We start from the raw sequence: 23,806 nt of genomic DNA, 5'->3' as shown, positions 1-23,806 counted from the left end.
TACAAGTGGACGTCGCGTCCGGATATTCCCTAGGCTGCGGACATGCCTTCGGAAGATCTGCTCGCGAACGGTCCGGGACGGGAACGGTCGGACGCCGCCCGCAACCGCGCGAAGATCCTGGAAGCCGCCGAAGGACTCTTCGCGGCGCGTCCGGCGGCCGACGTCACCATGGAGGACATCGCCAAGGCGGCCGGGGTCGGCCGGGCCACCCTGTACCGCCGCTACCCGGATCGCTCGGCGATCGCCGTCGCCCTGCTGAACGAACACGAGCGGGAGCTGCAGGAGCGGCTGCTCGCCGGCCCTCCCCCGCTGGGCCCCGGCGCGCCACCCGCCGAGCGGCTGGCCGCGTTCTACGCGGCGATGACCGGCCTGCTCACCCGGCACGTACATCTGGTGCTCGGTACCGAAGTCGGGCACTCGCGGTTCACCACCGGGCCGTACCGGCTGTGGCGTACCCACGTCCGCCATCTCGCCGAGCAGGCCGGCGCGAAGGATCCGGACGCGCTCGCCGACATCCTGCTGGCGCCCCTCGCGCCCGAGGTCTTCCTCTTCCAGACCGGCGAACTCGGCCTGAGTCCCGAACGGATCACCGACGCGCTGAGCGAGCAGGCGCGGCGGGCCCTGTCCTGATGAGCGCCGTCCTGATCAGCCGGCGAGGCCGTCGACGACGACCTTCATCACGGCCCGCCAGTGCTCGCGCTGCGCGGCGCGCTCCTCCGGCCCGGTGAGCCTTTCCTGATGGAAGACCACGACCGTCTTGCCCGGCCCGGCCGGACGGAGTCCCACCTGGACCGTGCTCTCGTGGTCCCAGCCCTTCGGCCGCCAGGTCAGGCGGATCTTCTCGCGCTCGCGATAGCCGCGGACCTCGCCGACGGTGCCCTCGGCCGTCTCGTACGGCGCGCCCTTCTCCGGCTCCAGCCGCACGTCGCCCAGCCAGGCCGCGAGGCCCGGACCCGAGAGGTACTCCCAAACGTGCTCCAGCGGGTACGACACCGTCTTGGACACGCCGATCTCCCAGCCCGCGTCCTTCGTCTTCCCGATCATGCCGCCTCCGCCGTAACCGTCTTACCTGGTTTCTGAAACCGACTATAGTGGTTACATGACTCCGGGAACAAGACTGCTCGTGAACGCCCAGGGCGAGCGGTACCGGTTCGATCCGGGCAGCCTCAGCCTCGAACTCCTGCTGACCGGTGGCCCCGGCCCGTACGAGCGGTACGAGATCGCGCACACCCCGGCCGACCTCGCCGAATGGTTCACCGGCTCCCGGCTGGCGTTGACGGCTCCGCTGACCGACGTCCAGATCCGGCCCGCCGAACTCGCCGCGCTCAAGGAACTCCGGGGAGCCCTCTACCGCGTCGCCCCCGCCCTCGCGCACGGCGAAGCGCAGTCGTCCGACGACGTCGTCCTCCTGAACGACGCGACGGCCGCGACCCCGCGCCCGATCCTCGCCCCGGAGACGCGGCGGCTCGCCTGGGCGCCGCCCGTCACCGGGAAACAACTCCTCGGCGCGGTCGCCCGCGACGCGATCGGCCTCATCGCGGGCGAACGCTCCGGCCGCGTCCGCGAGTGTTCGGCGAGCGACTGCTACCTGCTCTTCTTCGACACCTCCCGCTCGGGCAACCGCCGCTGGTGCTCGATGGAACGCTGCGGCAACCGGGCCAAGATCCGCGCCTACCGGGCGCGCACCGAAACCGTCTGATCGCTAGGATTCGCGGCGATGCAAGGCGAGGCGAAACTGGAACAGCGCGTCGTGGAGACGGCGGAGAAGCTGTTGTCCACGCGAAAATCGGTGACCGCGCTCGACATCCTGAGCGGAATCGGCTGGTTGCCGGAGAACGTCCTCAAGGCCTGGCAGCAGCGCAGGATCCCCGTCCTGGCCGCGGCGCTGCCGGTGAGTACGGAGAAGCTGAGCTTCGCGCTGAGCACGCTTCAGCGCTGGGTCGAGGAAAAAGGACTCGAAGGCTCCGAGATCGAACTCGTCGGGGCGACCCGCGACCGTGCCCCGCTGCGGGTGACGTCAGGCGAGTCGGCCGGTCTCGAACCGCTGTTCCGGACGCACTGGATCATGCCCGGGCTGTCCGAGGCCAAACGAGCGCAAGTAGAGGCCCGCCAACGGAAAGCCCCGGATCTCGTCGTCTGGGTGGCGCTCAAGGACTGGGCCTGCGCCGATTGCGGTGACACCGGCGACCTCCTGTTCATGGAGAACGAGATACCGCACTGCCTCGAGTGCGCCGACCTCGGACATCTGGTGTTCCTGCCGTCGGGCGACGCGACGCTGACCCGGCGGGCGAAGAAGGCGAGCCGCCTTTCCGCCGTGGTCACCCGGTTCAACCGGTCGCGGAAACGTCACGAGCGGCAAGGGATCCTGATCGAAGAGGCGGCACTGCGCAGTGCCGAGGAACAGTGCCTCGCCGACGAGGACATCCGCGAACGCCGCCGTGGCCGTGATCGAGAGCGCCGCGCCCAGGAAGACGTCGAGTTCACCGCCCGGTTCTTCGAGGCCATCACCGAGATGTTCCCCGGCTGCCCGCCCGACCGGGCGCGGGCCATCGCCGAACACGCCGGCCTGCGCGGCAGCGGCCGGGTCGGCCGGTCCGCCGCCGGACGGGCACTGGCCGAGCAGGCGGTGTTCCTCGCCGTCGTGGCCTCGATCCGGCATCTGGACACCGACTACGACGACCTCCTCATGGCGGGCGTGGAACGGCAGACCGCCCGCGACCGCATCCGCTCCGCCATCGACGAAGTCCTCGAACGCTGGCGAAGCTGACCCTGTCACGTTTCGGGCGCGGCTCTCGTCCAGGAGGGATGTTCTCCGCCTATGTCACCGTGGCCATCGTGACGATCGTGGTCAACGCCGCGATCGCCGCCGCCGACTTCGCCCACGTCCCGTTCGTCCTGAAGAACTCCGCCGAGGTCCACGTCCCACGGTCCTGGATCCCGCCGCTGGCTTCACTGAAAGCGGCCGGGGCGGCGGGACTGCTGATCGGCCTGCTCTGGCTGCCTCCGCTCGGCACCGCGGCGGCGATCGGGCTCGTGCTGTTCTACATCGGCGCCGTCATCACCCACGTACGCGCCCGCGTGCTCTACAACATCGCCTTCCCCGCTACGTTCCTCGCGCTGGCGGTGGCGACGCTCGTCCTCGACCTGGCTCAGGCCGGCGGCAGGTAGGGAGCGAAATGTTCGGCGACGACATCCGCGACGGCCTCGGCGTCGTCCGTGCCGTCGATCTCCAGCACCCGGATGCCGAGACTCCTCGCCGTGCGCACGGCGTCCTCGGCGACCAGGCGATCCCGCGCGAAGCGGTTCCGTAGCGCGGGATCGGGATCGCTGATCCGGCGCCCCACCGCGGCGGCACGGGGCAGCACCCGGATCTGGTGCTCACGGAAGTCGTCCGTGGGCACCATGACGATCATCCGCCTCGGCGAATCGAGCAGCGGCGCGACGAGGTCCGGCCGCAGCCCCCAGCCCTCGGCGAGGATCGGGCGGCCGGAAACCAGGGCGCGCAGATCGTCCAGCACCCACTCGAACCGCACCGGGAAACCGGCGATCGTGTCGGCCGCCATCCGCTCGGGGGTGGGGTCGACCCATACCGAATCCGGATCGGGATCCGTGGTGGGCAAACCGTTCCGGACGCGGTGGGCCACGCGGCGATCCTGGTGGGCGCGGGCGTCGTGGACGTCGTAGTGGTAGACGGTGATGCCGTGGCGGTGCGCCAGCAGCCGGGAGACGGTGGACTTCCCCGCCCACTGTCCACCGCAGATCCACAGCGCCTGCTTGATCGTGCCGAACGGATCGACGATTCCGTCGTCGGTGGTCACGCACTCGCCTCCGATGTCATGGAAGGGTCTTTCAGGACATCAATCGCCCTGAAAGACCCTTCCATGACACTTCTCGGAGATCAGCTGCAGCCGGAGGTCGCTCCGCACCCTTCACAGGCGTAACAGGAACCGGCGGGCCGCATCTTGGTGCCGCAGGTCATGCAGAGCGGCGCGTCGGAGGCGGTGCCGAGGTTCAGCTCCACCAGTTCCGCCGTCGAGTGCGCCTGCTTGGCGGGAGCGCCCGTCGAGGAGTCCACAGTGGACCGAAGTGCGTCGATGTCGACGTTCTCGGGTTCCGCGGTGGAGGTTCCGCCGCCGTAGTTCGCCTCGACCTGCGCCGAGCGCTCGTCGGCGGTGAAGATGCCGAGCTGCGCGCGCTTTTCGTACGGCAGGTAGTCCAGCGCCAGCCTGCGGAACAGGTAGTCCATCACACTGGTGGCGATCCGGATGTCCGGGTCGTCGGTCATCCCGGCGGGCTCGAAACGCAGGTTGGAGAACTTCGAAACGTAGAACTCCAGCGGGATCCCGTGCTGCAGGCCGACCGAGATCGACATCGAGAACGCGTCCATCACGCCGGAGAGGGTCGACCCCTGCTTGCCGAGCTTCACGAAGATCTCGCCGAGGCCGTCGTCCGGGTAGGAGCCGGCGTGCAGGTAGCCCTCGGCGCCGCCGACGGTGAACGACACCGTCTGGCTCGGGCGCTTCTTCGGCAGGCGCTTGCGGACCGGCCGGTACTCGACGACCTTTTCGGCTTCGGGTTCGGCCTTCTCCTTCTTGCCGGTGGACAGCGGCTGGCCGACCTTGCAGTTGTCGCGGTAGATCGCGAGTGCCTTGAGGCCGTACTTCCAGCCCTGGAAGTAGATCTCCTCGACCTCCTCGACGGTCGCCGACTCCGGCATGTTGACCGTCTTGGAGATCGCGCCGGACAGGAACGGCTGCACCGCGGCCATCATCCGGACGTGTCCCATCGGCGCGATGGACCGCTCCCCCACCGCGCAGTCGAATACCTCGTAGTGCTCCGGGCGCAGGCCGGGCGCGTCGACGACGTGGCCGTGCTGGGCGATGTACTCGACGATCGCCTCGACCTGCTCGTCCTGGTAGCCCAGCGCGGTCAGCGCACGCGGCACGGTCTGGTTGACGATCTGCATCGAGCCGCCGCCGACCAGCTTCTTGAACTTGACCAGCGAAAAGTCCGGCTCGATCCCGGTCGTGTCGCAGTCCATCATGAATCCGATGGTTCCGGTGGGCGCCAACACACTCGCCTGTGCGTTGCGCCAGCCGCTCACCTCGCCCACCTCGATGCCGCGCTTCCACTCCTGGGTGGCGAGCGCGCGGACCGCGGCGTCGTTCGCGTGGTACGTCCGCACGAGTTCGTTGGCCGCGGCGTGCTTGCGCATGACCCGCTGGTGCGCCTCGGCGTTGCGCGCGTAACCCTCGTACGGTCCGACGACAGCGGCGAGTTCGGCGGAACGCCGGTAGGAGACGCCGGTCATCAGCGACGTGATCGCGGCGGCGAGCGCGCGGCCGCCGTCGGAGTCGTACGCGTGCCCGAGCGCCATCAGCAGCGCGCCCAGGTTCGCGTAGCCGATGCCCAGCTGACGGAACTTGCGGGTGGTGTCGCCGATCGCCTCGGTCGGGAAGTCCGCGAAGCAGATCGAGATGTCCATCGCGGTGATGACCAGCTCGACGGCCTTCGCGAACAGCGGCGCGTCGAACCCGCCGTCCGCGGTGGCGAACTTGAGCAGGTTCAGCGAGGCGAGGTTGCAGCTGGAGTTGTCCAGGTGCATGTACTCCGAGCACGGGTTGGACGCGGTGATCCGGCCCGATTCGGGGCAGGTGTGCCAGTCGTTGATCGTGCCGTCGTACTGGAGGCCGGGGTCCGCGCACTCCCAGGCGGCCTGCGCGATGGTGCGGAACAGCTTCTTGGCGTCGACGCGCTCGAGGACCTCGCCGGTCATCCGGCCCCGCAGGCCGAACTCGCCCTCGGTCTCGACCGCCTGCATGAACTCGTCCGAGACGCGCACCGAGTTGTTCGCGTTCTGGTACTGGACGGAGGTGATGTCCGAACCGGAGAGGTCCATGTCGAACCCGGCGTCGCGGAGGACTTTGATCTTCTCCTCTTCGCGCGCCTTGGTCTGCACGAACTCCTCGACGTCCGGGTGGTCGACGTCGAGCACGACCATCTTCGCCGCGCGCCGGGTGGCGCCGCCGGACTTGATGGTGCCCGCGGACGCGTCGGCGCCGCGCATGAACGACACCGGGCCGGACGCGGTGCCGCCGGAGGACAGCAGCTCACGCGAGGAACGGATGCGGGAGAGGTTCAGGCCGGCGCCGGAGCCGCCCTTGAAGATCAGGCCTTCCTCGCGGTACCAGTTGAGGATCGACTCCATGGTGTCGTCGACCGAAAGGATGAAACAGTTGTGGACGCGGAGGTTACCGGACAGGTACTCGCCGGATTCCGTCTGGATGTCGTAGACCGGCATCTCGCCACGGCTCTCGATGGCCGCGATCTGCAGACGTTCGGTCTCCAGCGCGGGACGTCCTGGCTTCTCGAACGATGCTTCGAGCTTCGCGGCCTTGACCGGGTCGAGGAAACCGATGGCGTCGGCGAAAATCCGGCGGTCACCCGCGTTCTGGATCCGAATGCCCCACAGGTCGTGCCGGTTGTCCCGCTTCTCCGCCTTGCCGACCCGCGCGAAAATGCCGAACCTCGAAAGAAGGTGCTGGATTCCGCGGATCAGCTCTTCACTGATCATGTCGAGCCCGACCAACGTCGACCGCTCACGTTCGGACACGTAACCCTCGGCTTGGAAAATGCTCCGGAGGTACGCGGTGACGACGGGTAGAGGTGCGGTGTTCAAGTTCTCGGGAACGGTCATGTCGAGGCCGCGAGCACGTAGGTTCCAAGCACTCACGAACGATTCCAGTCCGGTCCCGTAAAGACGAGTGCGACGGCAGTCCAGCGACTGATCCTGCGCCTCGACCTTCCGCTCATGACGGTGGACATCGGGGAAGACACGGTCGAGAGCGCGATGCACCCACGCCAGTTCGGCATCGGTGACCGTCATGGCCTCGATGGTCAGCGACCGGTTGGTCCCCTCGTACTGTCCGACGAAGCCATCCGATTGCAACCAGCCCGCGAGCGCGGCCTCGGCCACGTCCAGTTCGTTGATTTCGGCCTCACCGAAGGCATCGCGCCGATGCCATTCGAGAGTGTCTCCGGGGCGGAGTTCTCCGGCGGGCACAAAGGATCCGCCGCTCCCTGTCGAGCGCCAGACGAGATGATCGGCGGTCACGTCGAGACGGTGGCCGGACTTGGTCGTGAGGCGAAGGACCTCCTTGATCCCGTTTGCCTTCGTGGCGACGACCTGGGTAAGGCCGTGCGCGTCATAGACTTTGGCACCTACCGCGTTCAGCTCGACGATGCGCCCGATGGGAACCGCGCCGCCGGGAGTGTTGACCAGCGCGTCATAGGGCTGACACGCCGAGACTTGCTGCTTCGAGGTGGTGCCGACGTTGAACCACACCGGCGAGTTGAAGCTGAACACCTGGTGCAGCAGCATCCAGGTCAGTTCGTGCTCGAAGACCTCGGCGTCGGCGGGACTCGCGAAGTAGCCGTGCTCACGGCCGGCGCCGACATAGGAACGCACGACACGGTCGATCAGCTGCTTGAGGCTCTGCTCGCGCTGCGGCGAACCGACGGCGCCCCGAAAGTATTTGCTGGTGACGATGTTCGTCGCGTTGACCGACCAGGATTCGGGGAACTCGACGCCCCGCTGCTCGAAGTTGACCGTGCCGTCGCGCCAGTTCGTCATCACGACGTCCCGCTGCTCCCAGGTGACCTGGTCGTAGGGATGGACGCCCTCGGTGGTGAAGACGCGCCGCACGGTGAGCCCGCCCGGCTGCTTCTTCTTCCCATTCGTCCGCGTTGTGGCCGGGTTACCTGTTCCCACGGTCTCGGTCATGGGTCTTCCCTCACTCCCACGCGGGAGGCGGCATCAGCCGTCTTTCGCGTCTTGATCGCTCTCGTCCGGTGCGGCAGCCATGGCCTCACGGAGGTCCGAGATCTCCTTCTCGAAGTCCTCGACCGAGGAGAAGGAGCGGTAGACACTCGCGAACCGGAGATAGGCGACGCCGTCGAGTTCACGCAACGGACCCAGGATCGCCAGGCCGACCTCGTGACTCGGGATCTCCGCCAGCCCCGCCGACCGGATCGATTCCTCGACCCGCTGCGCGAGCTGCTGCAGCGCGTCGTCGTCGACCGGCCTGCCCTGGCAGGCGCGGCGCACCCCCCGGACGACCTTGTCCCGGCTGAACTGCTCGGTGACCCCGGATCGCTTGACGACGGCGAGCACCATCGTCTCCGAAGTGGTGAAGCGCCGGCCGCAAGCGGCGCACGAGCGCCTCCGCCGGATCGCCTGACCCTCATCCACCTCTCGGGAGTCGACGACCCGAGAGTCCGCATGCCGGCAGAACGGGCACCTCATCCGCCGATCACCTTCCCCTCCGCGCCGGCCGGTCCCGAGTGGACATCCGTTCCCTGCCGCCACGCAACGATGGGAAAGATCGACATGTGGATCGATCTGTGGACATCCGGTGGGTGAACACCGGCCAGCTGTGGACAACTGGTACCGAGTCTACCCCAAGCTATGGACCAACTACAGCCATGTAACTACTACATATAGCGGTGGAGACTAGATCGCAGGTGGGGCGCACGCAAGCGCTACCGGCGGGTCGATCAGACACGAAAGGGGACTTCACCCGCAGTGGGTGAGCAGGCCTTTCCGGTCACCTCCCACCCTCGGCGACTTCGGCCGCGACCGGGACCGTGAGCGGCAGTCCGGGCACGAGAACGGCGCCTTCCAGGGAATTGAGCTCCTTGATCTTGGCGACGACCGCGCCGGTGTCGCTCCCTGGCGCGAATCGCGCCGCGAGATCGGCCAGCGTCTCCCCGGCGGAAACGGACACCGTGGTGGTCCGTTCGGGCACCGCGGCGCCGGGAACGCCCGCCAAGAACAGACCCAATCCGGTGACGACGCCGGCGACCAGCAAGGCCATCGCGGCGAGCGACGGCCACCGGAGCGGGAGCCGCCGGGGCGCCGGGCACCCCGGGGAGGCGGTGGCGACGCCGGGACGACGCCCTGCCACGACCCGCGCCCTGGTCGGCGGCCGCAGCGGCTCGGCCCGCCTGCCCCGCACGACCCGTACGGGCCGGGTCACTCCTGCCGGAACGGGCCCGGGGGAACTGGGTCGCGCCAGTCCTCGATCGGCCAGAATCGACATCGGAACCTCCTCGCAGTCCTGCATCACTCAGGTCCAGCGCCAGGACCAGGCCCTGGCGATCAAGATCGAACAAGCGTTCTATCGAACGCCCGTGCGAATGTGTACCACCTCCCACCGACAAAAATCGAGCGACACGGCGTGTCCATCGAACAGATGTTTGAAATCGGGGTCCCGGCGGGCTAACGTCGTTGACCAGGGCGTCTGCTGGGCGGACGCCGCCGGTGCCGTGGGCGGGAAGATCGTCCGCCACCGGCGAAGACACGCGAAGTCGGTCCGGGAGACCGGACGTACTGGGAGGCGACGCAGGAGATGAAGGAGCGAGAAGGTGGCTAAGGAGAGCAAGGCGGGTAGCGCGCCTAGGGGCTCGGGCAAGGTGCGCGCCTTGCCCGAGGTCTACGAGGTGGACGAGACCCTGACCGTGCGGCAGCAGCAGGTGCTCGACGTGATCAAGCTGTGGGTGAGCCGGTTCGGCTACCCGCCGAGCGTGCGTGAGATCGGCGAGGCGGTCGGGCTGACCTCCACCTCTTCGGTGTCGCACCAGTTGCAGGCCCTGCAGCGCAAGGGATATCTGCGACGCGACCCGAACCGCCCGCGTGCGGTGGGGGTGCTGGCCACGACCGACGACAACCCGATGGGTGTCGACATCGAGCAGCAACAGGCGATGCCGAAGGCCGCGTACGTGCCGCTCGTCGGCCGGATCGCCGCCGGTGGGCCGGTGCTGGCCGAGCAGGCGATCGAGGACGTCTTCCCGCTGCCGCGGGAGATCGTCGGTGAAGGTGAGCTGTTCCTGCTCAGCGTCACCGGTGACTCGATGGTCGACGCCGCCATCACCGACGGCGACTGGGTCGTGGTGCGCCAGCAGCCGACCGCCGACCCCGGCGAGATCGTCGCGGCGATGATCGACGGCGAGGCCACGGTCAAGACGTTCAAGCGCAAGGACGGCCACATCTGGCTGATGCCGCACAACGAGGCGTACGAACCCATCCCGGGTGACGACGCCACGATCCTCGGCAAGGTCGTCGCCGTTCTGCGCAGGCTGTAGTCGAAGCCGGTAGTCCGGAGTCGAAGTAGTCCAGAGCCGGAGCACGCCGGGATCCCGGGGTCGTCCGAGACCGCGGGTCAGACCCGGCAAGCTTCGGTCAGGCGCGCCGTTTACGGAGTCTGCCGACCAGCAGGAATCCGCCGATCAGGACGATGGCGGCGATACCGATCTGCACGTACGGGAAGTCGGAACCCTGGCCCTGGCCACCGGCCGAGGGCGTCCCTCCCGACGTGCCGCCCTCGGATTTCGCCGCCTCCACGGCGAGCCCGGCCGCGCCCTTCACCGCGCGGATCTGCTCTCCGACCCCTTCCCCACCGGAGAGCAGCGTCCCGTCCGGGTCGAAGGCGAGTGCCTCCCCCTGCTTCTCGTTCGGCAAAGGCACGCGCACGGGTTCGCGCTGAAGCGCACCCGCCAGGTCTCCGTCGGTGACGGCGTAGAGATAGGCGTCGGTATAGGTGCGCAACGCGACCACCGACCCGTCGGCCATCGACGCCGCCCCGGTCACCGTCATCGAGCCGATCGACCCGACCGGTCCGCCCGGTGTCTTGGTCTCCTTGAACTGCAGCGACCCCACACTCTCCAGCGGAGTCGGGCCGGGACTGGTGAGCGCGCCCTTCGGCCGGTACACCTTCGAGTCGCCGAACATGTCCTTGGTGATCAGGTACGGCGTGCCCGAACGGTCCATGATCAGCGCTTCGACGTCGTGCTGCCCGTCGGGATAGGTGAGCCGGTGTACCGCCGCCTTGCCCTGCGGGGTCAGCGAGATCAGCGCGACCGTGTCCCGCTGCTTGCGGTTGTCACCGGTGTCGGAAAGCCAGAAGGTGCCGTCCGGGGTGCGCGCGAGATCCTCGGCGTCATACGGATCCGTCGCCGCCGAGATGACCTTCTGCACCTTGCAATCGCGGCCGAGCACGAAGACCTGTGTCTTGGTGCCGCCGTCGTTGAGGGCGTACAGGCGCTCGCCGTCCGACACCAGGCCGGACAACTCGCTGAGCCGGGAATCGCGGTTCGTGCACACCGGCTGTGGCGCCGGGACCTCCTGCGCCACAGCGGGAACGGCCCCGCCGACGAACGTCCCCAGCACGACCGCCGCCGCGATAAGCCCCCGCACATCCACCTCCGTACCGTGGAACCCCTGAAGCCCCACACTACGGAGACGTCCGGGAGCGCGCGCAGTTCGGTGCGGACGCCGAGAAGCGGCGGAATGTCGCGTAGGCCACGTCCGACCGGACGCACCCGCCAGACGTCCGTGAAGGCCTCCTTGAGGGACTCTGGGTCCCTCAAGGAGGCCTTCACGGACTTGCGTCAACGAGCCAGACCCGAAATGTCGCGACGCCCCGTCCGGCGGATCCCGCATTTAGTCCTCTAAATGCGGGAGCCCGAGTCGTCTACAGCGCCGAGCCGTCCGTCTGGAATTCGCCCAGGGCGGCGGCCAGATCGGGCCGGGCCCGGACGAGCAGCCGGGTACCGGTCTCGACGTGCTCCTCTTCCAGCACCTCGCCGTCGGCGTGGGCGCGGGAGACGAGCTCGCCTCGCGAGTACGGGATCAAGGCCTCGACCACGACCTCCGGCCTCGGCAACCGCTCCGCGATCACTTCGGCCAGCTCGGTGATGCCGGTGCCCGTCCGCGCCGACACCTGCACCGAACCGGCCATCTGGTGCCGCAACCGGGCCAGCGACACCTCGTCGGCGGCGTCGGCCTTGTTGATCACCAGCAGCTCCGGCGGGAGCGGTTCGGTACGGCGCTTCGTTATCTCGGCGAGCACTTCGCGGACCGCGTTGACCTGCTCTTCCGGCGTCGGGTCGGACCCGTCGACGACGTGCACGAGCAGGTCGGCACCGGCCGCCTCCTCCAGCGTCGACCGGAACGCGTCCACCAGCTGGTGCGGCAGGTGCCGGACGAAGCCGACGGTGTCGGTCAGCGTGTAGGTACGGCCGTCGGTGGTCTGCGCCCGCCGGGTCGTCGGGTCCAGCGTGGCGAACAGCGCGTCCTCGACCAGCACACCGGCGCCGGTCAGGGCGTTGAGCAGGCTCGACTTGCCGGCGTTGGTGTAGCCGACGATCGCGACGCTCGGCACCTCGTTGGCCACCCGGCGACCGCGTTTGGTCTCGCGGATGGTGTCCATCGCGGCGATCTCGCGACGCAGCTTCGCCACGCGCTTGTTGATCCGCCGCCGGTCGGTTTCGAGCTTCGTCTCACCGGGACCACGCAGACCCACACCACCGTTGGCGCCACCCGCGCGGCCACCGGCCTGCCGGGACAGTGCGGCACCCCACCCGCGAAGCCGCGGGATCAGGTACTGCAGCTGAGCCAGCTCGACCTGTGCCTTGCCCTCCTTGGAGCGGGCGTGCTGCGCGAAGATGTCGAGGATCAGGGCGGTGCGGTCGATGACCTTCACCTTGACCTTCTCCTCCAGCTGGCGCAGCTGGCCGGGCGAGAGTTCACCGTCGCAGATCACCGTGTCCGCCCCGGTGGCCGTCACGATGTCGCGCAGTTCCTTGACCTTGCCCGAGCCGATGTAGGTGGCGGGATCCGGGCGGATCCGCCGCTGCACCAGGCCTTCCAGTACCTCGGAGCCGGCCGTTTCGGCCAGCCGGGCGAGTTCGGCGAGCGAGGCCTCGGACTGGAGGGCGCTGCCCTCGGTCCACACACCGACCAGAACGACGCGCTCCAGGCGCAGCTGCCGGTATTCGACCTCGGTGACGTCCGCGAGTTCGGTGGACAGGCCCGCTACCCGGCGGAGCGAGGCGCGGTCCTCGAGCTCCAGTTCGCCGGTCGAAGGGTCCATGTCGTTCAGGTCCCGGTTTTCCAAATCACTGTGTGTCAGTTCCGTCATCGTGCCTCCATGGTCCCACGTTTCGGCGTCGGGACCGAATTCATTACCTGCTGGGATACCTCGACAGATAGATCGCCGCCCGCTTCGCTTTCGTATCCACCGGCCGGGCGAGGAACTCCTCGAACAGCTCGTTGATCCTCTGCTCGAGCTCGACGATCTGCTCGTCCGGCAGCTGGAGGACCAGCCTCGTCTGATGCACGTCGTCGAATCCGGCGTCGGCGATCTCTTCCAGGTAAGCCTCGAAAATCGCCTGATCGATCCCCTTGTCGCGGGAATCAAGATGCCAGGACAACCCGGTCGAGCGATACGGAATTTCTTTCGCGCCACGCGCGCCACGCCTCGGAGGGAGCGCTTCGAGGAAGCCCGTGTCAACGAGACGGCGCACGTGGTGCAGTGTCGTCGCCGGGTCGCGGTCGAGCCGGTCCGCGAGTTCCTTGTTGGTGAGCGCCTCCGAGTACGTCAACCGGATGATGCGCAGCCTTATTCCGGAGGCCATGGCGGCGACTTCGGCCTCGGTGGCGGCACGTCGTGATTCGGACACCGCGCAAGCTTAGGCGAAAAGTGATTGACACTTTCCAATCACTCGCGGAAGGGTGGCCCGGTGCGCAGAGACTCACTCTTCTTCCATGCCGACTTCCGGCGGCTCTGGGCGGGGGACACGGCCAGTCAGGTCGGCGCGTTCGCCGGGCACACCGTGATCCCGCTGCTCGCGGCCACCGTGCTGGCCGCCACGCCGTTCCAGATGGGGCTGCTGACCGCGGCCGAAACCATCGCGTTCCTGGTCATCGGACTGCCCGCGGGGGTGTGGGTGGACCGGATGCGCCGCCGCACGCTGATGCTGCGGGCGGACTTCGTCCGCGCCGCGCTCCTGCTCAGCATCCCGGTGGCCTGGTGGGCCGGGATGCTGTCGTTGACCCAGCTGATCGTGGTCGCCACGCTCGTCGGCACGGCGACGGTGTTCTTCGACATCGCCTACCAGTCGTATCTGCCGACGCTGGTCGGCCGCGAGCATCTTCTCGAAGGCAACGCGAAGCTCCAGGCCAGCCAATCCGTGGCCTTCCTGGCCGGTCCGGGTATCGGCGGCGGACTGGTCCAGCTGATCGGCGCGGCGAACGCCGTGCTCACGACCGGGCTCGGCTTCCTCACCTCGGCGCTGTTCCTGCTGCGGATCCGCACCGTCGAACCGGAGCCCGAGCGGCACGAAGACGCGAAGCTGCTCCCTCAGATAGCCGAGGGACTGCGGTTCGTCTTCACCGACACCACATTGCGTTCGATCGTCGCCTGCACGGCGACGGCCAACCTGTTCAACGGCGCCTTCACCGCGGTACAGATCCTGTTCTTGAACCGGGATCTGGGCCTGTCGCCCGCGACGGTCGGCGTCGTGCTCGCCATCGGCGGCATCGGCGGGATCACGGGTGCGATCTTCGCCAACGCCATCACCCGGCGGATCGGGCAGGCCCGGTCGATCTGGCTCGTTCCGCTGCTGACCTGGCCGTTCTACCTGCTGCTCCCGCTGGCCGCGCCGGGCTGGCGAGTCCTCCTGTTCCCGGTGGCCACGATGATCGCCGGATTCGGGATCATCGTCTACAACGTCGCGCAGGTCTCCTACCGGCAGGCCGTCTGCCCGGACCGGTTGCTCGGCCGGATGAACGCGAGTGTGCGGTTCGTCGTCTGGGGGATGCTGCCGCTGGGCGGGCTGCTCGGCGGTGTCCTGGGCGAGGCGATCGGGATCAGGGGCACGCTGTGGGTCGCCGTGGCCGGCGAGACCGCGGCTCTCCTGTGGGTGGTCTTCTCCCCGCTTCGGAAGCTTCGCGACCTGCCGAGCGAACCGATCGCCCAGCCCGTGGGCTAGGCCCCGAGACCCGCCCACCAGTCCTCGTCGAGTTCGCCGCGCGCGACGATCTCGGCGGGGCCGGTCAGGGTGGACGCGCCGCGGCGCACCTCAACGATCACCCGGCCGCCGGGGATGTCGACGGTCGCCTCGCCGGTGTCGGTGCCCGCGAGGTGCAGGGCGGCCGCGACGGCGGCGACCGTGCCGGTGCCGCAGGACCGCGTCTCGCCCACGCCGCGTTCGTGGACGCGCATCTTCAGCGCGTTGTCCCCCAAGAGATTGATGAACTCGAGGTTCACGCCGTCCGGGAACACGTCCTCGTCGAAGTCGGGCTGGTCGCGCAGGTCCAGTTCGTCGACGTCGTCCTCGACGACCGACACCAGATGCGGGTTGCCGACGTTCACCGCGACCCCGGAGAACGGCTTCCCGGCGACGACGGTCACGGAGGTCCCGGTGATCGTCGCCGGTCCCATCTGCACGGTCACCGAACCGTCCGCGTGCATCTGCACGGGCCGGTCGCCGGCGCGGGTGCCGATGACGAAGTCGCGCTCGGTCACGAGCCCGGAATCGACCAGATAGCGCACGAAGACCCGCACGCCGTTGCCGCACATCTCCGCGATCGAGCCGTCGGCGTTGCGGTAGTCCATGAACCACTCGCCCGCCGACTCTTCGGCCTCGGCGCCGAGTGCGTCCGAACGGACGACGCGCAGCACACCGTCGGCTCCGAGACCGCGCTGGCGGTCGCACAGCGCCGCCACCCGGGCCTCGGTCAGCTCAAGGCGGCCGGCGGGGTCGGGAAGCAGCACGAAATCGTTCTGTGTGCCGTGTCCCTTAAGGAATTCGATGCCGCCCATGGGCTTCAGGTTACTGGGCCGCCACGTCGAGGACGCGCTCGGCCAGCCGCTCCGAGCCACCGTCGAACCACTCGATCCGCTTGTCGCGCCGGAACCAGGAACGTTGCCGCCGCACGAACCTCCGGGTGGCCTGAGCGGTGGCCTCGGCGGCGGCCGCGAAGTCGTCTTCGCCGTCCAGCGCGGCGATCACCTGTTGGTAGCCCAGCGCCCTCGAAGCGGTGAGCCCGTCGCGGAGTCCTTGTCGCAGCAGCATCTGGACTTCGGCGACGAGACCGGCTTCGAACATGATCTCCACACGGCGGTCGACGCGGGCGTCGAGTTCGGCGGGATCGCGGTCGATGCCGATCAGGACCGTGTCGAAGCGCGCGGGACCGGGTTTCGGCAGGTTCGCCGAGAACGGTTCGCCGGTGATCTCGATGACCTCGAGCGCCCGCACGATGCGGCGGGTGTTGGTCGGCAGGATGGCCGTGGCGGCGATCGGGTCCAGTTCGCCGAGCCGGGCGTGCAGGGCGGCAGTGCCGATCTCGTCGGCCTCGGCGGTGAGCCTGGCGCGCACGGCGGGATCCGTTCCCGGGAACTTGAGGTCGTCGAGCACGGCCTGGATGTAGAGCCCGGAACCGCCGGTGAGGATCGGCACCTTCCCGGCGTCGAGGAGCTCTTCGATCCGTACGCGGGCGTCGCGCTGGTACGCGGCTACGGACGCCGTCTCGGTGACGTCGAGGACGTCCAGGAGGTGATGCGGCACGCCTCGCCGCTCCTCGACGGTCGCCTTCGCCGTCCCGATGTCCATCCCCCGGTACAGCTGCAGCGCGTCGGCGTTGACCACCTCACCCCCGAGGGTGAGGGCGAGTTCCACCGCGAGAGCGGTCTTCCCGGTCGCCGTGGGGCCGACGACCGCCACCGGCCTGATCACGCGTGCTCCCAGACGGCGACGTGGTACCCGACGCCGAACGGCGCGGCCGAGTAAAGGACTTCGGCGGCCCAGTCCTCGTCGGTCGCGAAGCCGGCGAGGACCTGCCAGGGCGCGCGGCCGCCGACGCCGAGTTCGGTGGCGAGGACGGGGTCGAGGGCGGCCAGCGCGCCGACGTCGGCCTTGGCCAGAGCGTCGCGGATCCCGGTGTCGAAGCCCTCCGCGCGCTCGTCTTCGCCCCCTGGGGAACGCGAGCCGTGCCGGCTCGAACCGTCACCGAGGACGAGTACCGCGGCGGCCTCCCTCAGCTCATCGCCGAGCTGTTCGCACTGGCCGGACGGTGTCGCGGGATCGACGAGGCGAACTCGGACGGAGGACGCGCCCGCCCGCTCGCGGAGCCAGCCCGCCACGAGCGCGGGCAGCGGGAGTTCGGTTTCGGGCGCTGTCACCCGGCTGAGTGAGACACCGATGTCGACGCCGAACCCGCGAAAGGAGCCACTCGCGTGTTCGGGCACCTCCGGCGCGCCCGGCACCGCTCCGATGACGAGCCAGTCCACGGAAGCGCTGGTCAGCCGTTGTGCGGCTCGGAGGCAGGCTTCGCGCAGCTCGGCGCACTCGTCGGCCGCTCCGGCGGCCAATTCGGGGATGAGCAGCGGGGGTTGCGGGAGCACGGCGACACGGCGGATCACGGCCGCCGACGTTACCTTCCCGCCCCCGAACGACCGGCAACCCACCGACACGAAGCGTCCACCGGAAGTAGGATCACGGCTCTCTGGTGATTCATCCGGTTCCACGGTGGACGCTGAGCTGCTTGAATGCCGCAAGGGGGTTGATACCCCGGAAGCAAGACGGCAACGCATTACCCGGCCCCGCCGCTAGGCGGGGCGCCCGCACCAGCGGGCGTACAGGCGATAAGGAGCCTGCGATGGCCCAGGAGAACACGTCCACCGGTACCCCGGCTCCGCACCCGGTGCCGCACGCGCTCGGTGGCGGGCACGCCGCACCCCCCGTGCCGCCCGCCGAGCCCAGCCCGTCCGCTTGGGGCAGGGTCGACGAAGAAGGAACGGTCTACGTCGTCACGCCCGACGGCGAACGCGCGGTCGGCGTCTGGCAGGCGGGGAGCCCGGACGAGGGTCTGCTCCACTACGCGCGCCGGTTCGACGACCTGCGCACCGAGGTCGAGCTGCTGGAGACACGCCTGGAGTCCGGCGCGGGCGATCCGAAACACGCGCTCGCGACCGCCACCCAGCTGCGGGACGGCCTCGCCGAAGCCGCCGTCGTCGGCGACCTCGCCGCGCTGAGCGGACGTATCGAGCAGGTCATCGCGCACGCCGAGAAGTCGCTGGCCTCGGCCAAGCAGGAGCGCGAGGAGGCTCGCGCGGCCGCCGTCGTCCGCAAGCAGGCCCTCGCCGACGAGGCCGAGAAGCTCGCCGCCGAGTCGACCCAGTGGAAGGCCGCCGGCGACCGGTTGCGCGCGATCCTGGACGAGTGGAAGACCGTCAAGGGCGTCGACCGCAAGACCGACGACGAACTGTGGAAGCGGTTCTCCAAGGCCCGCGAGGCGTTCAACCGTCGTCGCGGCTCGCATTTCGCCGAGCTGGACAAGCAGCGGGCGGGCGCCAAGAACCGCAAGGAAGAGCTGATCGCCGAGGCCGAGTCGCTGTCCGAGTCCTCCGATTGGGGCGACACCGCGGGCCGCTACAAGGACCTGATGACCGAGTGGAAGGCCGCCGGTCGCGCGCCCAAGGACAGCGACGAAGCGCTCTGGCAGCGCTTCCGCGCGGCGCAGGACAAGTTCTTCGCCCGGCGGTCGGAGGTGTTCTCCGAGCGGGACGCCGAATTCGCGGCCAACGCGCAGCAGAAGGAACAGCTGCTCGTCGAAGCCGAGAAGATCGACCCGGCCGCGAACCTCGAAGCGGCGAAGAACCACCTGCGCCGCATCCAGGAGCAGTGGGACGAGATCGGCAAGGTCCCGCGCGAGCGCATCCGCGAACTGGACGGCCGTCTGAAGACCGTGCAGGACGCGATCAAGTCGGCCGAGGACAGCAAGTGGCGGCGGACCGACCCGGAGGCACAGGCCAGGGCTGCCCAGTTCCGCGAGCGGGTCGAGCAGTTCGAGTCGCAGGCGGCGAAGGCCCGTGCGGCGGGCGACGAGCGTCGCGCGAAGAAGGCGGACGAGCAGGCCGCGCAGTGGCGCGAGTGGCTCGAAGCGGCTGAAGCGGCCATCGCGGACCGGTAGGCTCTCGCGCTTCTTTCGTGCCATGAATGGCCCGTTACTTGCAAATTTTGCAAGTAACGGGCCATTCATGGCATTTGAGGGGGCGAAGCGGCGAGCCGGTCGCGTAACTCCACTATGGAGCGAAGCTTCGCCTCTTAGTGCGTATTCGGGCGCTCTCCGCGCTCAACCGTGCTCCACTTCGATCATGAACCACACACTGATTTCCCCAGTGCGCCGGGCGTTCACCGCCCTGGCGATCAGTTGCGCCCTGGTGGCCGGGCTCGCCCCGGCCGCGTCGGCGATCGGTTCCCCGGTCCCGGCCGCTCCCGAAATCAGCAAGAAGAAGGTCAAACTCGACGCCTCGCTCAGCAAGAAGCAGGCGAAGGTCAACGAAAAGGTCACCCTCAAGGGCGCCTTGCGTGAAGAAGGCGCCAGGGCCGACGGGACCGAAAGCCTGGAAGCCATCATCGTGCAGCAGCTTCAGGGCAGTGTCTGGGTGAACATCGCCGACACCACGTGCCGGCCCAACTCGACGTTCTCCCTGAAGCTGAGTTTCTCCCTCAGCGCGGTGATCACGTTGCGGGCCTACCACCCCGAGACGACGCTGTACGCGAGCGCGTACACGTCCAGCAACCTGACGCTGCGGGTCGGCTAGCTCCGCGAGAAGGCGGCACGCATCCAGTAAATGGCGAGCGACACGGTGGCGATCCAGGCGATGATCAGTCCGAAGCCCGGGCCGCCACCGGCCGCGCCGGTCGCGTGCGAGGACTGCTGGGACCAGATCGCGAGCATGCCGTCGACCGAGGCGAACCAGCCGCCCGCGGCGCAGACCCACGCGAGCCACCAGCGCCGGGTCACCAGCGCGACCGCCGAAGCGAACACGCCGATACCGGTGGAGGTCGCGGCGAACAGCTGCGGGATCCCGCCGCCGCGGCCGAGCAGCACCTCCCAGCCGGCGTGTTCGCCGACCCACGGCAGCAGCTGCGCGATCAGCAGCACGAACACGAGCACGGAGATGGTGAACCCGCGCCTGCCCAGCTCGATCGTCTTGGCCGCGCGTGCACCGACCTCGTCGATCTCGGCGGCGAGTTCGTCGATCTTCGGTTCGGTCACAGCGCACACCCGCTCACCGGTTCCGGTGTGACGGCCGGGGCACCGAAGCCCGGCAGGCCCAGCGTCACGCCGTTGGTCTTCGGCCGGAGCCCGGCCTCGGAGTTGTCGCCCGCCTTGGTGCGGCGGTGCGAAAGCAGGTCGCCGTCGGCGACGAGGTGGTGCGGGGCGCCGTAGGTCACCACGGTCTCGACGACGTCGCCCGGCCGCACCGAGCCGTCGACCAGCGGCCCGCTCGGCGTGAAGTGGACGAGCCTGCCGTCGCGGGCGCGGCCGCTCATGCGGTGCGTCTCGGAGTCCTTGCGGCCCTCACCGGAGGCGACCAGCAGCTCGACGCGGCGGCCGACGATCTTCTTGTTCTCGTCCCAGGAGATATCGTTCTGCAGCCGCACGAGCCGTTCGTAGCGCTCCTGAACGACCTCCTTCGGCAGCTGTCCGTCCATCTCGGCGGCGGGTGTGCCCGGCCGGATCGAGTACTGGAAGGTGAACGCGCTGGAGAACCGCGCCTGCGCGACGACGTCCAGCGTGGCCTGGAAGTCCTCCTCTGTCTCGCCGGGGAAGCCGACGATGATGTCGGTGGTGATCGCGGCGTCCGGCATCGATTCGCGCACGCGGTCGAGGATCTTCAGGTACCTCGCCGAGCGGTACGAGCGCTTCATCTCGCGCAGCACCCGGTCCGAGCCGGACTGCAGCGGCATGTGCAGCTGGTGGCACACGTTCGGCGTCTCGGCCATCGCGTCGATGACGTCTTCGGTGAACGCCGCGGGATGCGGCGAGGTGAACCGGACTCGCTCCAGGCCGTCCACCGCGCCGCAGGCGCGCAGCAGCTTGCCGAAGGCAAGCCTGTCGCCGAATTCGACGCCGTAGGAGTTCACGTTCTGGCCGAGCAGGGTCACTTCGAGCACGCCCTCGGCCACCAGGGCCTCGACCTCGGCCAGGATCTCGCCGGGACGGCGGTCGCGTTCCTTGCCGCGCAGCGCGGGCACGATGCAGAAGGTGCAGGTGTTGTTGCAGCCCACCGAAATCGACACCCAGCCCGCGTACGCCGAGTCGCGCTTCGCCGGCAGCGTCGAGGGGAAGGTTTCGAGGGATTCGAGGATCTCGACCTCGGCCTCGGCGTTGTGCCGCGCGCGTTCCAGCAGCGTCGGCAACGCGCCGATGTTGTGCGTACCGAACACGACGTCGACCCACGGCGCGCGTTTGACGATCTCGCCGCGGTCCTTCTGCGCGAGGCAGCCCCCGACGGCGATCTGCATGCCCGGCTTCTCGGTCTTCTGCGGCCGGATATGCCCCAGGGTGCCGTACAGCTTGTTGTCCGCGTTCTCCCGCACCGCGCAGGTGTTGAACACGATCAGGTCGGGTGTGGCCTCGCCGTCACCCGGAACGTAGCCGGCGTCCTCGAGCTGCCCGGCAAGACGTTCGGAGTCATGCACGTTCATCTGGCAGCCGAAGGTGCGGATCTGGTAAGTACGCGCGCTCATCTCGCCTTCGAGGGTACGCGGGCGGGGTTCCATGGCACGATCGACCCTCATGAGGAGACGGGGCGCACTGGCGGTGGGGCTGGTCGTGGTCTGTGCCCTGGTCACCGGGTGCGGGCCCGATCTGTCCGGCTCGCGTGTGCGCATCGCGGCGGGGCTCGACGGCGGCGTCTACGACAAGCTCGCCGAGCCGCTGGCCGACGCCTGGGCCGCGGAGCTGGATTCCGCGCGCCCCGAGGTCCAGGAGACCCAGGGCTCGCCGGACAACATCGGCCGGGTGCGCGCGGGGAAGGCCGACGTCGCGTTCGTGGCCGCCGACGTCGCCACGGAGCACACCGCCGGGCTGGCCGCGCTCGCCCGCGTCCACGACGACTACCTGCACGTCATCGTCCGCGCCGACTCCCCGATCACCTCGTTCGCCCAGCTGCGCGGACGCAAGGTCGCGATCGGTTCGCCGGACTCGGGCGTCGAGTTCCTGTCGAAGCAGCTGCTGAAGGTGTCCGGGCTGACCGGCGCGATCGACCGGCGCAACCTCGGTCTCACCGAGGCGCTGCCGGCGCTGGAGAACCGGCAGATCGACGCCGTCATCTGGTCGGGTGGCGTACCGACGCCGTCGATCACGGAGCGGGTGCGGACGGTGGGTCTCCGGCTGCTCGACATCACCGACCTGGCTGACGCGCTCCGGGCGACCAGTCCGGTCTACCGCACGGCGACCATCCCGGTGACGGCCTACAACCTCAAGGCGCCGGTGACCACGCTCGTACTGCCGAATTTCCTGGTCGTGCCCGCTTCGATGTCAGACGACCTCGCGGAAGCCCTGGTGCGGGGCCTGTTCGACGCACGCGGCGCGCTGGCTAAGGCGGCCGGCGCGGCGCTGTCGATCGACATCCACCCCGCCATCGAAACGGCCCCGCTGCCGTTGCATCCGGGTGCGCTGCGCTATTTCCGTTCGCTCAAGGACTAGGGCTGATCGACGACCGGGAGGGTCGGGCCTCCGTCGCCCACCGGGCAGCGCCCGCTAGGACGGAGTGACGACCGGCAGCGTCACGGTGACCTCGAGGCCGCCGCCCTCGGGCGCGCCGAGCCGGAGCGAACCGTCCGAGCGGGTCATGATCTCGGTGACGATCGCCAGGCCCAGCCCGGATCCGGGCACGTTCTGATGCGCGGTGCTGCGCCAGAACCGGTCCGCCGCCCGTTCGAGTTCCTCCTCGCGCAGGCCCGGCCCGTGGTCGCGGACGGCGATGTCCACCTTTCCGTCCGCGACGGTGACGGCGACCCGCACCTCGGTGCCCGGTCCGCTGAACTTCAGCGCGTTGTCCAGAAGAGCGTCGAGGACGACTTCGAGCCCGCGCGCCGGCGTCAGCACTCTCAGACCGCCGCCGAGCCCGGACGAGACCAGCGCGATCTCTCGTGTCTCGCCGACCACCGTCCAGTCGGCGATCCGGGCGCCGACGACCTCGTCGAGGTCGACGGGCACGAGCTCGCCGCCGGAAGCCTCGGCCCTGGCCAGCGACAGGAGTTCGTCGAGGATCTGGTTGAGCCGCCGCGCGTCCACGACGGCGGCTTCGAGGTCGGCCGCGGCCAGGTCGTCGTCGACGTGCCCGTCGAGGTTGCCGAGCCGGATCTTCAACGCGGTCAACGGGTTCCGCAGCTGATGGGAGGCGTCGGCGACGAAGGCGCGCTGTGCCGACAGGGCTTCGTCGACGCTCGCGGCCATCCGGTCGAAGGACCGTTCGAGCTGCCGCAGTTCCGGCGGCCCGCCCGTCTCCCCCACCCGCTGGACCTCCCGGCCGCTGACCACGGCGGCGACCAGTTCCCCGGTCGCGTCGTCGAGTCGCCGCACCGGGCGCAGGATCCACCGCACCACCGGCACCGCGACCAGCAGCGCCAGGCTGAACGCGAGCACCGCCCCCGCCGCGATGAGCAGCCACCACCACAGCAACGCGGCGCGGGCCTTCTCGGTCGAGGAGGAGGTGATCACCGCGCCCCGCACCTCGCCGTCGATCAGGATCGGCTCCGCGATCACCAGGCGCTCGGAGTTCCACGGCATCAGGATCGCCCCCGGCTCCGACCGCCTTCCGGCCAGCGCGGCCTGGACGTGCGAGGCGATCACGGCGTCTTTCAGATCGATGCGAAGGGCCGGTTCGATGACCGCCTTCGCGACGATCTCGCCGTCCTGGTCGACGACCACCACCGGCACGTCGTAGACCTCGGTGTAGCGGTTGAGTTCGTCCTCGATCAGGCCTGGCCGGTTCTCCACCAGCGGCCGTTGGGCGAGCGAAGCGAACCGGGAGGTGTCGGTGAGCCGGTCGAGGAAGAGGTCGAGCTGCACACTGGCCGCCACGCTGAGCGCGAGCGGGACGCCGAGGCCGAACACGAGGGCCGCGACCAGTGTCAGCACGATCGCCTGCAGCCGGACCCGCAC

23 protein-coding genes are annotated in these 23,806 nt (G+C 69.1%); 9 read left to right on the top strand and 14 right to left on the bottom strand.

All coding sequences use genetic code 11. The annotated features are described in order from the left end of the window. Positions 1-42 precede the first annotated feature (42 nt). Positions 43-630, top strand: a complete 588-nt coding sequence (locus H5J31_RS04205; protein ID WP_181771097.1) for a TetR/AcrR family transcriptional regulator — start codon at positions 43-45, stop codon at positions 628-630. A 15-nt stretch (positions 631-645) separates the two neighbouring features. Here the strand turns inward: H5J31_RS04205 and H5J31_RS04200 are convergent, their stop codons facing one another. Further along, on the bottom strand, positions 646-1,044 hold the full coding sequence (locus H5J31_RS04200) for an SRPBCC domain-containing protein (RefSeq protein ID WP_181771096.1): 399 nt from the start codon (positions 1,042-1,044) through the stop codon (positions 646-648). A gap of 55 nt (positions 1,045-1,099) precedes the next feature. Here H5J31_RS04200 and H5J31_RS04195 point away from each other — a divergent pair, with 55 nt between their 5' ends. From H5J31_RS04195 to H5J31_RS04185, 3 genes are read left to right on the top strand one after another with little or no spacing between them, the layout of a single operon-like run. Beyond that, on the top strand, positions 1,100-1,699 hold the full coding sequence (locus H5J31_RS04195; RefSeq protein ID WP_181771095.1) for a CGNR zinc finger domain-containing protein: 600 nt from the start codon (positions 1,100-1,102) through the stop codon (positions 1,697-1,699). A gap of 18 nt (positions 1,700-1,717) precedes the next feature. Then, entirely contained in the window at positions 1,718-2,767 is a 1,050-nt protein-coding gene (locus tag H5J31_RS04190; RefSeq protein ID WP_181771094.1) for a DUF2293 domain-containing protein, read from the top strand. 38 nt (positions 2,768-2,805) lie between these two features. Next, entirely contained in the window at positions 2,806-3,168 is a 363-nt protein-coding gene (locus H5J31_RS04185) for a DoxX family protein (protein WP_181771093.1), read from the top strand. Here the strand turns inward: H5J31_RS04185 and H5J31_RS04180 are convergent. The 4 genes from H5J31_RS04180 to H5J31_RS39765 form a co-directional block, all read right to left on the bottom strand. Then, complete coding sequence (locus H5J31_RS04180; RefSeq protein ID WP_181771092.1) at positions 3,150-3,818, bottom strand: hypothetical protein; 669 nt, start codon at positions 3,816-3,818, stop codon at positions 3,150-3,152. The two genes, H5J31_RS04185 and H5J31_RS04180, sit on opposite strands and share 19 nt — an antisense overlap. Positions 3,819-3,898: 80 nt before the next feature. Then, entirely contained in the window at positions 3,899-7,783 is a 3,885-nt protein-coding gene (locus tag H5J31_RS04175; RefSeq protein WP_181771091.1) for a vitamin B12-dependent ribonucleotide reductase, read from the bottom strand. A 33-nt stretch (positions 7,784-7,816) separates the two neighbouring features. After that, on the bottom strand, positions 7,817-8,305 hold the full coding sequence (gene nrdR / locus H5J31_RS04170) for a transcriptional regulator NrdR (protein ID WP_037304189.1): 489 nt from the start codon (positions 8,303-8,305) through the stop codon (positions 7,817-7,819). 301 nt (positions 8,306-8,606) lie between these two features. Then, complete coding sequence (locus H5J31_RS39765; protein WP_236004679.1) at positions 8,607-9,101, bottom strand: LysM peptidoglycan-binding domain-containing protein; 495 nt, start codon at positions 9,099-9,101, stop codon at positions 8,607-8,609. A 325-nt stretch (positions 9,102-9,426) separates the two neighbouring features. Between H5J31_RS39765 and lexA the strand changes: the two genes are divergently transcribed. Then, positions 9,427-10,143 (top strand): transcriptional repressor LexA, encoded by a 717-nt coding sequence (gene lexA / locus H5J31_RS04160; RefSeq protein ID WP_407925038.1) that lies wholly within the window; start codon positions 9,427-9,429, stop codon positions 10,141-10,143. A 97-nt stretch (positions 10,144-10,240) separates the two neighbouring features. Here lexA and H5J31_RS04155 read toward each other — a convergent pair whose 3' ends face one another. From H5J31_RS04155 to H5J31_RS04145, 3 genes are all read right to left on the bottom strand, one after another. Continuing rightward, complete coding sequence (locus tag H5J31_RS04155) at positions 10,241-11,254, bottom strand: SdiA-regulated/phytase-like domain-containing protein (protein ID WP_181771090.1); 1,014 nt, start codon at positions 11,252-11,254, stop codon at positions 10,241-10,243. Positions 11,255-11,531: 277 nt separating this feature from the next. Continuing rightward, positions 11,532-12,980, bottom strand: a complete 1,449-nt coding sequence (hflX, locus tag H5J31_RS04150; RefSeq protein WP_181771089.1) for a GTPase HflX — start codon at positions 12,978-12,980, stop codon at positions 11,532-11,534. Positions 12,981-13,023: 43 nt separating this feature from the next. Then, positions 13,024-13,521: an ArsR/SmtB family transcription factor gene (locus H5J31_RS04145; protein WP_181771088.1), complete on the bottom strand. Its 498-nt coding sequence runs from the start codon at positions 13,519-13,521 to the stop codon at positions 13,024-13,026. 60 nt (positions 13,522-13,581) lie between these two features. On the opposite strand from H5J31_RS04145, the gene H5J31_RS04140 reads away from it, so the two are divergent. Then, positions 13,582-14,832, top strand: coding sequence for an MFS transporter (locus H5J31_RS04140; protein ID WP_181771087.1), 1,251 nt, complete (start codon positions 13,582-13,584; stop codon positions 14,830-14,832). On the opposite strand, the gene dapF is transcribed toward H5J31_RS04140, so the two are convergent. The 3 genes from dapF to H5J31_RS04125 are packed head-to-tail and all read right to left on the bottom strand — an operon-like array spanning position 14,829 to position 17,264. After that, positions 14,829-15,665, bottom strand: a complete 837-nt coding sequence (gene dapF, locus H5J31_RS04135; protein ID WP_181771086.1) for a diaminopimelate epimerase — start codon at positions 15,663-15,665, stop codon at positions 14,829-14,831. The two genes, H5J31_RS04140 and dapF, sit on opposite strands and share 4 nt — an antisense overlap. A gap of 10 nt (positions 15,666-15,675) precedes the next feature. Next, entirely contained in the window at positions 15,676-16,578 is a 903-nt protein-coding gene (miaA, locus tag H5J31_RS04130; protein ID WP_181771085.1) for a tRNA (adenosine(37)-N6)-dimethylallyltransferase MiaA, read from the bottom strand. Then, the gene (locus H5J31_RS04125) at positions 16,575-17,264 is read right to left on the bottom strand and encodes a class III extradiol dioxygenase subunit B-like domain-containing protein (protein ID WP_181771084.1); all 690 of its coding nucleotides are present in this window, start codon (positions 17,262-17,264) and stop codon (positions 16,575-16,577) included. The genes miaA and H5J31_RS04125 overlap by 4 nt, the downstream gene beginning before the upstream one ends. A 236-nt stretch (positions 17,265-17,500) precedes the next feature. Between H5J31_RS04125 and H5J31_RS04120 the strand changes: the two genes are divergently transcribed. Continuing rightward, a complete protein-coding gene (locus H5J31_RS04120) occupies positions 17,501-18,814 on the top strand; it encodes a DUF349 domain-containing protein (RefSeq protein WP_181771083.1) in 1,314 nt (437 codons plus the stop codon). 184 nt (positions 18,815-18,998) lie between these two features. Next, positions 18,999-19,448 carry a hypothetical protein gene (locus tag H5J31_RS04115; RefSeq protein WP_181771082.1) on the top strand — a complete coding sequence of 150 codons (450 nt, stop codon included), beginning with the start codon at positions 18,999-19,001 and terminating at the stop codon, positions 19,446-19,448. Here H5J31_RS04115 and H5J31_RS04110 read toward each other — a convergent pair. Then, a complete protein-coding gene (locus tag H5J31_RS04110; RefSeq protein WP_181771081.1) occupies positions 19,445-19,906 on the bottom strand; it encodes an Rv2732c family membrane protein in 462 nt (153 codons plus the stop codon). The genes H5J31_RS04115 and H5J31_RS04110 overlap by 4 nt on opposite strands. Next, a complete protein-coding gene (miaB, locus tag H5J31_RS04105) occupies positions 19,903-21,417 on the bottom strand; it encodes a tRNA (N6-isopentenyl adenosine(37)-C2)-methylthiotransferase MiaB (RefSeq protein WP_181771196.1) in 1,515 nt (504 codons plus the stop codon). The genes H5J31_RS04110 and miaB overlap by 4 nt, the downstream gene beginning before the upstream one ends. Positions 21,418-21,433: 16 nt before the next feature. Here miaB and H5J31_RS04100 point away from each other — a divergent pair, with 16 nt between their 5' ends. Beyond that, the gene (locus tag H5J31_RS04100) at positions 21,434-22,345 is read left to right on the top strand and encodes a TAXI family TRAP transporter solute-binding subunit (protein ID WP_181771080.1); all 912 of its coding nucleotides are present in this window, start codon (positions 21,434-21,436) and stop codon (positions 22,343-22,345) included. 54 nt (positions 22,346-22,399) lie between these two features. Here H5J31_RS04100 and H5J31_RS04095 read toward each other — a convergent pair whose 3' ends face one another. Further along, positions 22,400-23,806 carry a sensor histidine kinase gene (locus tag H5J31_RS04095; protein ID WP_181771079.1) on the bottom strand — a complete coding sequence of 469 codons (1,407 nt, stop codon included), beginning with the start codon at positions 23,804-23,806 and terminating at the stop codon, positions 22,400-22,402.

It is taken from the genome of Amycolatopsis pittospori (assembly GCF_013870525.1).
Taxonomy (GTDB): domain Bacteria; phylum Actinomycetota; class Actinomycetes; order Mycobacteriales; family Pseudonocardiaceae; genus Amycolatopsis; species Amycolatopsis pittospori.
Note: the sequence above shows the minus strand (reverse complement) of the source record. Positions and strands in the feature narration are given on the sequence as shown.